We start from the raw sequence: 12,697 nt of genomic DNA, 5'->3' as shown, positions 1-12,697 counted from the left end.
CGGGCCCCAGCCCGCCGGACCCAGGGCCGGCTCGGTTCCCCATCCCGCCGGCCCGGCCACGACGTATCGCCCGCCCCGTGCCCGGGCGAGCCTGCGCCGTCGGATGCGCCGGAAGGTCCTGCGGCTGATCCGCAGCTGGCGCTCCTCCCTGACGGTCCGTGTGGTGGCCAGCACCGTGCTCGGCGGGCTGGTCGCCCTCGGCGTCATCGGCGGCGTCCTGTCGGCACAAATCCGCGACGGTCTCTACGACGAGCGGGTGACGCAGATGCTCGAGGACGCGGCGCTGCAGACACAGAACGCGCAACAGGTGTTCGACGACGCGACGGCGACCACGGGCCAGCAGGCCCAGGAGGTGGCCAACGACTGGGTCTTCGGCCTGCCCTCCCGCTCCGACGCCGAAGGAGCCGTGCTCCGGCGCTCGCCGCAGTCCAGCTCGACGGTGACCATCGTGGAGCCGGTGACGAACTCGCCGATCGACCTGCGCAGCCTCGTCAGCCCGCAGATGCGCGAGGCGATCGCGAGCGAAGGTGGCCAGCACTGGCAGCCGGTGGCGCTGCCCACCCAGGCCGGCAACGCCCCGGGCATCGTCGTCGGGGAGCCGGTCACCCTGCCCGTCGCGGGCACGTACGAGCTCTACCTCTTCTACAGCCTGGCGCCCGAGGAGGCGACGATCGCGCTGGTGATGCAGGTGCTGGCCGTCGGCGCCGTCGCGATCGTCATCCTCCTCGGGGTCATGACGTGGGCGATCACCCGGTGGGTGCTGCAGCCGGTCACCGACGCCGTCCTCGCCGCGGAGCGGCTGGCGGACGGCATGCTGGACGAACGCATGGATGTGCGCGGTCGGGACGAGCTGGCGCTGCTCGGCCAGTCCTTCAACGAGATGGCGTCCTCGCTCCAGCGACAGATCCAGCAGATGGAGGAGCTCTCGCGGCTGCAGCAGCGCTTCGTCTCGGACGTCTCCCACGAGCTGCGCACGCCGCTGACGACGATCCGGATCGCCGGCGAGCTCATCCACGACGCGAAGGACGACTTCGACCCCGCCGTCCGCCGCTCGGCGGAGCTGCTGCATGCGCAGCTCGACCGCTTCGAGTCGATGCTCTCGGACCTCCTCGAGATCTCGCGCTTCGACGCCGGCGCGGCCGTGCTCGAGGCCGAGCAGCGGGACCTGCGCAACGTCGTCCAGCACGTCGTGGAGATGACCGGCATCCTGGCCGACGCCAAGGGAACCGAGCTGCGCATCCATCTCTCCGACCAGCCGTGCACCGCGGACATCGACCCCCGACGGGTCGAGCGCATCATTCGTAACCTGCTCTCCAACGCCATCGAGCACGGTGAGGGAAGGCCCATCGACGTCACGGTCGGGGTCAACGACGCGGCCGTGGCCGTGCGGGTGCTCGACCACGGCGTCGGGATGGACGCGGAGGCGGCCAAGCACGTCTTCGACCGGTTCTGGCGTGCCGACCGGGCACGGGCGCGCACGACGGGCGGCACCGGCCTCGGCCTCGCCATATCCATGGAGGACACCCACCTGCACAACGGCACCCTCGAGGCGTGGGGGCGTCCGGGCGTCGGCGCCGCCTTCCTGCTCACCCTGCCGCGGCGGGCCGGTACCGTCATCACGATGTCGCCGCTGCCGCTGGCACCCGGGTCGACCCGGGTGCTCGAGTCCGGTACCGCCCGCGCGCCGCTCGGGCCCGGCGAGGCCGGGGCGTCCCGCCAGGACCCGGCGTCGGTCGCCGGGACGGCGGAGGAGGCCCGATGATCGCGGGACACGGGACGAGGACCCGCCGGCGGCGTGCCGCCGTCGCGACGACACTCGCCGCGATGCTGCTGGCACTGGCTGGCTGTGCCAACCTGCCGCGCTCCGGTCCGGTCACCGCCTCGGATCCGAACGTCCCCGCGCCGCAGGGCATCGGGTTCCTCGCGAGCGGCCCGCAGGCGGGGTCGACGCCCGAGGAGATCGTCGACGGCTTCCTCTCCGCCTCCGTGGCCGGCATCAACGACGAGTTCCTCGTCGCCCGCGAGTTCCTCGCCGGCCCGGCCGCCGAGACCTGGCAGCCGCTGGAGCAGGTCCGCATCTACGCCGACGCCCCCGCCCCGCAGATCGAACGCACCGACGACGGCGGCGTGCAGGTCTCCGTCATGGCCGAGGCCTCGCTGGACGGCGCCGGCCGGTACACCGAGGCCGCCGAGGGGGCCATGATCGAAACCGGTTTCACCCTCGCCCGCAACACCCAGGGCGAGTGGCGGATCGTCGAGCTCGAGGACGGTGTGCTGCTGCCGGTGGCCAACTTCCAGTCGGTCTACACCCAGAGCGTCCTGTACTTCCTCACGCCCGATCACGAGGCTCTCGTGCCGGAGGTGCGGTGGTTCCCCCAGCAGAACGTGGCCACGTCGCTCGTGAGCGCGCTCCTCGAGGGTCCCTCGCCATGGTTGGCGCCGGGTGTGACGACGATGGTCCCGGTCGGTACGCGCCTGGTCGTCGAGTCGGTGCTGCTCACCGAGGGCGTCGCGCACGTGGATCTCTCGGTCGACTCCCTCGCCGCCGAGGGCATGGAGCGGGCGCTGCTCTACACCCAGATCCAGGCGACGCTGTCCGGTGTGCCGAACGTCCAGGAGGTGGAGATCACCGCGGCCGGGACACCGTTCGAGCTCAACGCGCCGCCGCCGCGCCTGCCCGCCTATCCCTACACGAGCACACCGCTGACAGCTGTCAGCGACGGCGAGCTGGTCCAGGTCGCCGACGGCGAGGCGAGCCCCCGTGTCCGCAGCGAGCTGCTCGCCGGGATGGACGTCCGCGACCCGGCGGTCGGTTATGAGAGCCCGGTCGCGACGACGGTGTTCCTCGACGGCACCGACCGCCTGGTCAGCGCCTCCGGCAACAACGCGCCGCCCATCCTGCTCACCGAAGGGACACAGCTCGTGCCGCCGTCGGTCGACCGGCAGGGCTGGGTGTGGACGACACCGGCCGCTTCCGACGGGACGTTGCGTGCGGTGCGTTCCAACGGGCAGCTCGTCGAGGTCGGCGCGTCGTGGCTCGCCGACGGCAAGATCCGTGCCCTCAGGGTCTCGCGGGACGGAGCTCGCATCGCGGTGATCTGGGAATCGGCCGGGAGCACCGTGCTCGACGTCGCCGCGATCGTCCGCGCCGCCGACGGGACTCCGCGCGAGCTCGGCGAGCCCAGGCGGATCGGTGACGTCCTCACCGACGCCACCGACATGGCATGGGTCGAGGAGGGAACCCTGGCGGTGCTCGGTACCTCCTCGGTCGCCCCGGACCCGACGGTGCACCTTGTCCCGATCGGGGGCCCCACCACGTACCTGCCCCCGGTGGAGGGCGCCACGGACGTCACCGCGGGCCGTGGGGCACGGTCCCTGGTGGTCACCACGGACGCCGGACGCTTGTTCGAGCGCAACGGCTCGGCGTGGCGGGCGACGCTCAGCGGACTGTCCGACCCGGCCTTTCCCGGGTGAGCCCGTAGGTCCCCGGCGGCAGCGGCCACGACTTCCTGTCCACAGCCGTGCCCCCGGGGACACCGGGGTGGCCACGTCAGCCGTCAGGATGCGGGAGTGGATGTCCGCCAAGCGTTGACCGACGCCGGCAGGCTCGTCCTGCCGGTCGAGTGCGCCGGGTGCGGCCGCTGGGACCTCGTGCTCTGTGCGCGGTGCGTCCGGTTGCTCAGCCGGCCGCCGGTGCGGTGCGAGCAGCGGGCACCCCTGCTCGGCGGAGCCGGCACCTCGCCGCTGCCCACCTGGTCCGTCGGGCAGTACCGCGGGTCGCTGCGCGCCATCGTGCTCGCGTGGAAGACCGGTCGCCGGCAGGACATCGCCCCCGAGGTCCTCACCGCCGCCGAGCAGGCCGCCACCACGTGGGCCCACGACCCCGACCTGAGGTCCCTGCTCACCGACCACGACAGCGTCCTCGTCGTCCCCGTGCCCTCGGGGTGGCGTAGGCGCGTGGCCCGCCGCCTCGTCGTCGCCGACCTCGCCGACGCTGTCGCGCGTGGCCTCGCCGCCGGCCGGCACGAGGGAGAGGTCCTGGTGGCGGACGTCCTCAGGCGTCGCGGCGGCAGCGCTCACCAGGCGGGCATCGGGGCCCGGGCACGGATCGCCAACCGGCGTGGGACCGTGCGGGCGCGGGCGCGCCTGCCCACAGGCACCGCCGTCGTCCTCGTCGACGACGTGGTCACCACCGGCGCCAGCCTGGCCGCCAGCGCCGACGCCGCGGAGGCAGCGGGCGGCCGGACCGTTGCCGCATTCACGCTCGCCTCGACGGCGGGGCCGACCGGTGCGGCGGGCCGTCTCGCGAGCTAGATCCGCCACCGGTGGCGCGCTGGTGACGCGGCGGCGACCCTGAGGTGAATTTCGGGGTCGCCGAGGGATCCCCCCGGCGCCCGATCGGTACTAGCGTGACCCTATGAAGGCCGCTGCCGGACCCGAGGCGAGGCGCAAGGGAGCGCGAGCGGAGTCCGGCCGAGGGGAGGTGGTCACCGCGCAGGTTCGCCCATGACGTGCGAGCCAGTAGTACGTCACCACGGCAGGAGCTGCTCCTGCCGCGCGCCCCCGGATCGAGGAGGACACCATGGAGATTGTCGTCAAGGGCCGAAACACCGAGATCGCCGGCCGGTTCCGTTCGCACGTGGAGGGCAAGCTCGCAAAGATCGAGCAGCTCGCGCCGCGGGTGCAGCGCGTCGAGGTCGAGCTCACGCACGAGCCCAACCCTCGCCAGGCGGACGTCTGCGAGCGTGTCGAGATCACGGTGCGTGACCGCGGACCGGTGATTCGGGCGGAGGCCAAGGGCTCCGACCGTTACGGAGCCCTCGACCTCGCCTCGGGCAAGCTGCTCGAGAGGTTGCGCCGTTCGCGCGACCGTCGCAAGAACCACCACCGCTATGCCGTCCCACAACCGGTCGATGCCACGCTCCCGGAGTCCGCGGACGCAGACGCGGACGCGGAAGGCCTCCCCGACCACCCCGTCGCGCCGACCGCGCCGGGTGAGTCCGTGGAGGCCCAGCTCGGAGACTCCCCGGTGATCGTGCGCCAGAAGCTGCACGACGCCGAGCCCATGACGGTCGACCGTGCCCTCTACGAGATGGAGCTCGTCGGCCACCCCTTCTTCCTCTTCATCGACTCCGAGACCGGGCAGCCGTGCGTGGTCTACCACCGGCACGGCTGGACCTACGGCGTCATCCGGCTGAACACCGAGATGTCGGACGGCGGCGGCGAGGCCTCCACCAACCACGTCGAGACCCGGGAGCGCGCGGCCGTCACCTGATCCCGCTCCGAATCCCGGAGCGCCTCGCGGTGCGCAGAGACCGGGACGTTCATAGACTCCGCCAGATGACGGTCCGTATCGGTATCTCCGGATGGCGGTACGGGCCGTGGCGGGGCGTCTTCTACCCGCGCGGCCTGCCACAACGCAGCGAGCTGGCGTACGTCGCGGACCGCCTCGGCACCGTCGAGATCAACGGCTCGTTCTACTCGCTGCAGAGCCCGACGAGCTACCGGGCGTGGTACGAGCAGACACCGCCCGGCTTCCTGTTCGCCGTCAAGGGCGGGCGATTCATCACGCACATGAAGAAGCTCGCCGGCGTCGACGTCGCGCTCGCGAACTTCTTCGCCTCCGGCGTGCTGGCTCTGAGCGACAAGCTCGGCCCGTTCCTGTGGCAGCTGCCGCCCAACCTCGGTTTCGACGCCAGCCGCATGGACGACTTCCTCGGCCGTCTCCCGCGGACCACGACGGCGGCCGCCGCCCTGGCCGCGGGCCACGACCACCGGCTCAAGGAGGCGTGGACCGACGGGGGACCGGAGCGGCCGCTGCGCCACGCTGTCGAGGTCCGGCACGAGACCTTCCGGGACCCGGCATTCGCCGAGCTGATGCGGGCGCACGGCGTGGCCGTCGTCGTGGCCGACACCGCGGGGAAGTGGCCCTTCCTGGAGGAGGTCACCGCGGACTTCGTCTATACGCGCCTGCACGGCGACTCCGAGCTGTACGTCAGCGGCTACGACGACCCGGCGCTGGACACCTGGGCGGCCCGGATCCGTGCCTGGCACGACACCGGGCGCGACGTCTACGTCTACTTCGACAACGACACCAAGGTGCGCGCACCCGTCGACGCCATCGCGCTCGCCCGGCGGCTGGCGGACCTGCTGCCCGCGCGCGTGGAGACACGATGACCAGAGGATCGGCTCCCGAACGGCCCGGCGCCCAGGAGTGGGTGCCGCCCGAGGGCGACGTGGACGCCCTGCGGCAGGCCGCACCCGGCTGCCGCGGGTGCGAGCTGTGGGCGGACGCCACCCAGGTGGTGTTCTCCTCAGGTCCGCCCGGGGCCCGCATGCTGATGGTCGGCGAGCAGCCGGGTGACCGCGAGGACCGCACGGGCGAGCCGTTCGTCGGACCCGCCGGCCGCGTCCTGGACGAGGCGGTGGAGGCCGCAGGCATCGACCCCGCGAACGTGTACACGACCAACGCGGTCAAGCACTTCCGCTTCGTCGAGCGCGGCAAACGGCGCCTGCACAAGAAGCCCGCCGTCCCGCACATCGCGGCCTGCCGGCCGTGGCTGCTGGCGGAGCTGGCCGCCGTGCACCCGGACGTCGTCGTCTGCCTCGGAGCGACGGCGGCGCGCGCCGTGATCGGCCACGACGTCCGGATCGGCGACGTCCGGGGCCAGGTCCTCGAGGGCGACGACGCCGGCGACGCCGCGGGCCGGGTGCTGGTGACGACCCATCCCTCCGCCGTCGTGCGGCTGCGCGGCAAGCCCGAGTGGGACGAGGCGTTCGGGTCGTTCGTCGAGGACCTGCGAGCGGCCCTCTGAACCTGCCCAGCCGACTCGTCCGCGAGTCCCGTCCAGCCGTCCGGCCCGCCGGCGCGGCCCGCCGGCTCGCCACCGTGTGGGCGGCGCCGGGCAGGATGGTGGGGTGACCACGACGGCGATATCCCGAAGGACGACGGCGGCACCCACGGGCGCGCCGACGCGGGCCCTGACGCCGGGGCAGGCCAGGCGGGTGGCGATCGCCGCGCAAGGCCTCGATCGGGCGCGCCCCGCGCCGGGCTCGGTGACCATGGGACACCTGCGGCGCCTGGTCGAGCGCATCGGGCTGCTGCAGATCGATTCCGTCAATGTTCTCGCCCGGGCCCACCTGCTGCCCGTGTTCTCGCGGCTGGGGCCCTACGACGTCGCCCTGATGGACCGGGCGAGCGGCAGATCGCCTCGCTGGATCGTCGAGTCGTGGGCACACGTCGCCTCCTACGTCCCACCACGGACGTATCGGCTCCTGTGGTGGCGCCGAGCGGCCTACCGCAAGAAGGAGGACCACTACCAGGAGCGTTACCCGGGACTGTTGGAGGCGGTGCGCGACCTCGTCGCTGAGCACGGGCCCGTCACCGCCGGCGAGCTGCACACCGTCCTCGGGCACGAGCGTGGCGCGAAGGAGCACTGGGGCTGGAACTGGACGCCGGCCAAACATGCCCTCGAGCACCTGTGGGACGTCGGTGAGGTCGCCGTCGCCCGCCGTACCTCCCAGTTCGAGCGGGCGTACGACGTGACCGAGCGCGTGCTGCCGCCGGCGGCCCTCGCGGAGCCGGCGCCGGCGAAGGCGGACGCCATCCGCGAGCTGGTGCGCATCGCCGCACGGGCGCACGGCATCGGCACCGTGCGGTGCCTGGCCGACTACTTCCGGACCCGTACCGACGACACCACCCGAGCCGTGCTCGAGCTCGTCGAGGAAGGCGCGCTCGAGCCGGTCCACGTTCCTGGCTGGGGCAGACCCGCCTACCTCGACACCGGAGCTCGGGTACCGCGCCGGACCGGCGCCCGGGCGCTGCTCGCCCCGTTCGACCCGCTCGTCTTCGAACGAGACCGGCTGCTCGCCCTGTGGGGCATGCACTACCGCATCGGGATCTACACGCCCCCGGCCCGGCGCACCCACGGGTACTACGTCCTGCCGTTCCTGCTGGGTGAGCACCTGGTGGCCCGGGTGGACCTGAAGGCGGACCGCCAGGCCATGCTGCTGCGGGTGCGATCGGCATTCGCCGAGACGCCCGACCACGTCCCGGGTCTGGCCCGGGCCGGCTCCGGCGCGTGGCCGGCTCGTGACGCCGTCGTCGCCGAGCTGGTCGCCGAGCTGGGGGAGATGGCGACCTGGCTGGGCATGGACGGCGTCGCCGTCGATCTCGACGCCGGAGGAGACCTTGCCGCCGATGTGGCACGCGCGGTCGCCCGCAGGTGACGCCACACCGCGGGCGCCGCGGCGTCGGAGTGTCGTGCCGCCGGTCGGGATGCATGTCCGCTCTGCGCGATACCTGCCACACGTGCACGCCCGTTCGGGGGCAACGCCTACCATGGACCGGTGCGCCCGACCGAGGGCGCCCGTGCCGCGGGGCCGACCGCCACGAACGACGACCTGGAGTGCTGCGTGCCTTCGATCCTCGACAAGATCCTCCGGATGGGCGAAGGACGGATCCTGAAGAAGCTCAACGCGATGGCCGCGGAGGTGGATGCTCTTGAGGAATCGGTCTCCCACCTCTCCGACGCGGAGCTGCGGGAGGAGACCGACAAGTTCAAGGCCCGGTACGCCGACGGCGAGAGCCTCGACAGCTTGCTGCCGGAGGCCTTCGCCGCGGTGCGCGAGGCCGCGGGCCGCACGCTCGGCCAGCGCCACTACAACGTGCAGGTGCAGGGCGGCGCCGCTCTGCACCTCGGCAACATCGCCGAGATGAAGACCGGTGAGGGCAAGACCCTCGCCGCGACGCTACCGGCCTACCTCAACGCGCTGACTGGCAAGGGCGTGCACATCGTCACGGTCAACGACTATCTGGCGTCGTACCAGAGCGAGCTCATGGGGCGCGTGTTCCGGTTCCTCGGCATGACGACCGGCACCGTCATCGCGGGCCAGAAGCCCGACGAGCGCCGCAAGCAGTACGAGGCCGACATCACGTACGGCACCAACAACGAGTTCGGCTTCGACTACCTGCGCGACAACATGGCGTGGTCGGTCGACGAGCTGGTCCAGCGCGAGCATCACTTCGCGATCGTCGACGAGGTGGACTCCATCCTCATCGACGAGTCCCGCACCCCGCTGATCATCTCCGGCCCCGCCTCGGGCGACGTCAACAAGTGGTACGTCGAGTTCGCCCGCCTCGCCACCCGCATGACGGCCGGCGAGGACTACGACGTCGACGAGAAGAAGCGCACCGTCGGCGTGCTCGAGCCCGGCATCGAGAAGGTCGAGGACTACCTCGGCATCGACAACCTCTACGAGTCCCTCAACACCCCGCTGATCGGCTTCCTCAACAACGCCGTCAAGGTGAAGGAGCTGTTCAAGCGGGACAAGGACTACATCGTCAAGAACGGTGAGGTCCTCATCGTCGACGAGCACACCGGTCGCGTGCTCGCCGGCCGCCGCTACAGCGAGGGGCTCCATCAGGCCATCGAGGCCAAGGAGGGCGTGCAGATCAAGGCGGAGAACCAGACGCTCGCCACGATCACGCTGCAGAACTACTTCCGGCTCTACGACAAGCTCGCCGGTATGACCGGTACGGCCGAGACCGAGGCGGCCGAGTTCCAGGGCACCTACAAGATCGGCGTGGTGCCGATTCCGACCAACAAGCCGATGGTGCGCAAGGACCAGTCCGACTTCGTCTACAAGGCCGTCGAGCAGAAGTACAAGGCCATCGTCGAGGACATCGCCGAGCGGTACGAGACCGGCCAACCCGTGCTCGTCGGCACCACCAGCGTCGAGAAGTCCGAGGTCATCTCGGCGATGCTGAAGAAGAAGGGCATCCGCCACGAGGTCCTGAACGCGAAGCAGCACGAGCGCGAGGCCGCCGTGGTCGCGATGGCCGGCCGCAAGGGCGCCGTCACCGTCGCGACGAACATGGCCGGGCGCGGCACCGACATCATGCTCGGCGGCAACGCCGAGCACATCGCCGTCGCGACTCTGAAGGAGCGCGGCCTGGACCCCTCGGAGAGCCCGGAGGAGTACGAGGAGGCCTGGCCCGCGGCGCTCGAGGAGGCGCAGAAAGCGGTCGCCGAGGAGCACGACGAGGTCGTCGAGCTCGGTGGTCTGTACGTGCTCGGCACGGAGCGGCACGAGTCACGACGCATCGACAACCAGCTGCGCGGTCGCTCCGGGCGTCAGGGGGACCCGGGCGAGTCGCGGTTCTACCTGAGCCTCGAGGACGACCTCATGCGCCTGTTCAACTCGGGCATGGCCATGCGCGTCATGGAGTCCTCCTCCTACCCGGACGACATGCCGCTCGAGCACAACTTCGTCTCCAAGGGCATCGCGAGCGCGCAGGCCCAGATCGAGGCTCGCAACTTCGAGACCAGGAAGAACGTCCTCAAGTACGACGACGTCCTGTCCAAGCAGCGCAACGTCGTCTACGACGAGCGCCGGCGCGTCCTCAGCGGCGAGGACCTCGAGGGTCAGGTCAAGGGCTTCCTCGACGACGTCGTCGCCGGCCTCGTCACCGGGTACACGGGCCAGGGCGCTCCCGAGACGTGGGACCTCGACGCGCTGTGGAGCGAGCTGCGCAACACCTACCCCGTCGGGATCACCCCGGAGGACATCATCGAAGAGGCCGGCAACCCCACGCGGGTCAGCCAGGAGATGCTCCTCGAAGAGCTGAAGTCCGACATCCGGATCGCGTACGAGGCCCGCGAGGAGGAGCTGGGCGACGAGGTCATGCGCCAGCTCGAGCGCCGCGTCGTGCTGTCGGTGCTCGACCGCAAGTGGCGCGAGCACCTGTACGAGATGGACTACCTCAAGAACGGCATCGGGCTGCGGGCGATGGCCCAGCGTGACCCGCTCGTGGAGTACCAGCGTGAGGGCTACGAGCTCTTCCAGGCGATGAACGAGGCCATCAAGGAGGAGTCGATCCAGTACCTGTTCAACCTGGAGGTGAAGCGCCCAGGCGAGCAGCAGCAGGACGAGTCCGCCCCGGCGGTCACGGCGGCATCGGCCGCCGCCACGGCCGCGGCCGCGCCGACGAGCGCGGCAGGCGATGGCGAGGAGGGCAAGAATGTGCCGGCCGGCAAGGCCGCGGCACCGGAGTCCGACGCGCTCGGGCTCGAGGCGCCCTCGCGCCCGACGAAGCTCAGCTACTCGGCATCCGCGATGGACGGCAACCCGACGTCCGGACCGGCTTCTGCCGCCCAGACGGGTCCGCCGACGTCGGCGCCCGCCCAGGCAGGACCCGTCCAGGCGAGCTCCGGCGGAAGCGGCGGCGCTCAGAACCGTGAGCAGCGCCGCAAGGCGGCGAAGGCGGCCAAGAAGAAGCGGTAGCCGGCTGTCGGGAGCGGCCGCGGAGCGTCACTGAAGCGCCTCCTCGGCTCGTGGTCGCTGTGCAGGCCCCGCGCGTGATGACGTCGCGTCCGAAGATCTTCGAACCGCCGGTCGACGCTTCCGCGGAAGCGTCGACCCACGTGGCGGTGGAATACCTGTCGACCGGACGCTGTTGGCGCCTGTTGTACAGATACATGCGAATGCATCGAACGAGAGACGGGCGCCATGCAGTTCGGGATCTTCAGCGTCAGCGACGTCACCACCGACCCCACCACGGGTCGGACGCCGGATGACACCCAACGGTTGCGGGCGATGACGACCATCGCCCAGCACGCCGACCAGGCGGGTCTGGACGTCTTCGCCACCGGTGAGCACCACAACCCGCCCTTCGTGGCCTCGTCCCCGACGACGATGCTGGGCTACCTGGCCGGCACCACCGAGAACATCCTGCTCTCCACGGCGACCACGCTGATCACCACGAACGACCCGGTGAAGATCGCCGAGGACTACGCGATGCTGCAGGTGATCTCGGACGGCCGGATGGACCTCATGATGGGCCGCGGCAACACCGGTCCGGTGTACCCGTGGTTCGGCAAGGACATCCGCCAGGGCCTCAACCTGGCGATCGAGAACTACGCCCTGCTGCGCCGCCTCTGGGACGAGGACGTCGTGAGCTGGGAGGGGCAGTTCCGCACCCCGCTGCAGGGCTTCACCGCCACGCCCCGCCCGCTCGACGGCGTGCCCCCCTTCGTCTGGCACGGCTCCATCCGCAGCCCCGAGATCGCCGAGCAGGCGGCCTACTACGGGGACGGCTTCTTCCACAACAACATCTTCTGGCCGATCACCCACACCAAACGGATGGTCGGCTACTACCGGCAGCGCTTCGAGCACTACGGTCACGGACGCGCCGACCAGGCGATCGTGGGCCTCGGTGGTCAGTTCTTCGCCCGCAAGAACTCCCAGGACGCCAAGCGAGAGTTCCGTCCCTACTTCGACAACGCACCGGTCTACGGCCACGGCCCGTCGATGGAGGAGTTCACCACCGAGACACCGCTGACGGTCGGCAGCCCGCAGGAGGTCATCGATCGTTACGCGGCGATGCGTGAGCACGTCGGTGACTACCAGCGACAGCTCTTCCTGATCGACCACGCCGGCCTGCCGCTCAAGACCGTGCTCGAGCAGATCGACATCCTGGCCGAGGAGATCGTCCCGGCGCTGCGCCGCGAGCTCGAGCCCGAGCGTACTGAGCACGTCCCGGCGAACCCGCCCAGCCACGCCGAGCGAGTCGCCAGGGCCCGCACGGATGGCCGTGAGCATGCCGGGCACGTCGTCGGGGAGGACCACTGGACGGGGAAGACCGCCGTGGACAGCGCCGTTACCCCTGACGGTGCGGCCTCCGGCGGCTGAGCAT

Annotated in this window: 9 protein-coding genes; all 9 read left to right on the top strand. The window is 71.2% G+C overall.

From position 1 onward, the window contains the following. The first annotated feature begins 103 nt into the window (after positions 1-103). The 9 genes from mtrB to ABD907_RS02355 all read left to right on the top strand — a co-directional run bounded on the left by mtrB (position 104) and on the right by ABD907_RS02355 (position 12,693). Positions 104-1,762 carry an MtrAB system histidine kinase MtrB gene (gene mtrB, locus ABD907_RS02395; RefSeq protein ID WP_345214890.1) on the top strand — a complete coding sequence of 553 codons (1,659 nt, stop codon included), beginning with the start codon at positions 104-106 and terminating at the stop codon, positions 1,760-1,762. Further along, a complete protein-coding gene (locus ABD907_RS02390; protein WP_345214889.1) occupies positions 1,759-3,474 on the top strand; it encodes an LpqB family beta-propeller domain-containing protein in 1,716 nt (571 codons plus the stop codon). Before mtrB ends, ABD907_RS02390 begins: the two co-directional genes overlap by 4 nt. Before the next feature lie 96 nt (positions 3,475-3,570). Continuing rightward, a complete protein-coding gene (locus tag ABD907_RS02385; RefSeq protein ID WP_345214888.1) occupies positions 3,571-4,314 on the top strand; it encodes a ComF family protein in 744 nt (247 codons plus the stop codon). 268 nt (positions 4,315-4,582) lie between these two features. Continuing rightward, positions 4,583-5,275, top strand: a complete 693-nt coding sequence (gene hpf, locus ABD907_RS02380; protein ID WP_345214887.1) for a ribosome hibernation-promoting factor, HPF/YfiA family — start codon at positions 4,583-4,585, stop codon at positions 5,273-5,275. A 65-nt stretch (positions 5,276-5,340) separates the two neighbouring features. Then, positions 5,341-6,177, top strand: coding sequence for a DUF72 domain-containing protein (locus ABD907_RS02375; protein ID WP_345214886.1), 837 nt, complete (start codon positions 5,341-5,343; stop codon positions 6,175-6,177). Beyond that, a complete protein-coding gene (locus ABD907_RS02370; RefSeq protein ID WP_345214885.1) occupies positions 6,174-6,815 on the top strand; it encodes a UdgX family uracil-DNA binding protein in 642 nt (213 codons plus the stop codon). The genes ABD907_RS02375 and ABD907_RS02370 overlap by 4 nt, the downstream gene beginning before the upstream one ends. A 103-nt stretch (positions 6,816-6,918) precedes the next feature. Beyond that, positions 6,919-8,229, top strand: coding sequence for a winged helix-turn-helix domain-containing protein (locus ABD907_RS02365; protein WP_345214884.1), 1,311 nt, complete (start codon positions 6,919-6,921; stop codon positions 8,227-8,229). Positions 8,230-8,415: 186 nt separating this feature from the next. Then, on the top strand, positions 8,416-11,286 hold the full coding sequence (gene secA, locus ABD907_RS02360) for a preprotein translocase subunit SecA (protein WP_345215410.1): 2,871 nt from the start codon (positions 8,416-8,418) through the stop codon (positions 11,284-11,286). Between the two features lie 225 nt (positions 11,287-11,511). Then, the gene (locus tag ABD907_RS02355) at positions 11,512-12,693 is read left to right on the top strand and encodes an LLM class flavin-dependent oxidoreductase (RefSeq protein WP_345214883.1); all 1,182 of its coding nucleotides are present in this window, start codon (positions 11,512-11,514) and stop codon (positions 12,691-12,693) included. Positions 12,694-12,697: the final 4 nt, after the last annotated feature.

Source organism: Georgenia halophila, assembly GCF_039541595.1.
Note: the sequence above shows the minus strand (reverse complement) of the source record. Positions and strands in the feature narration are given on the sequence as shown.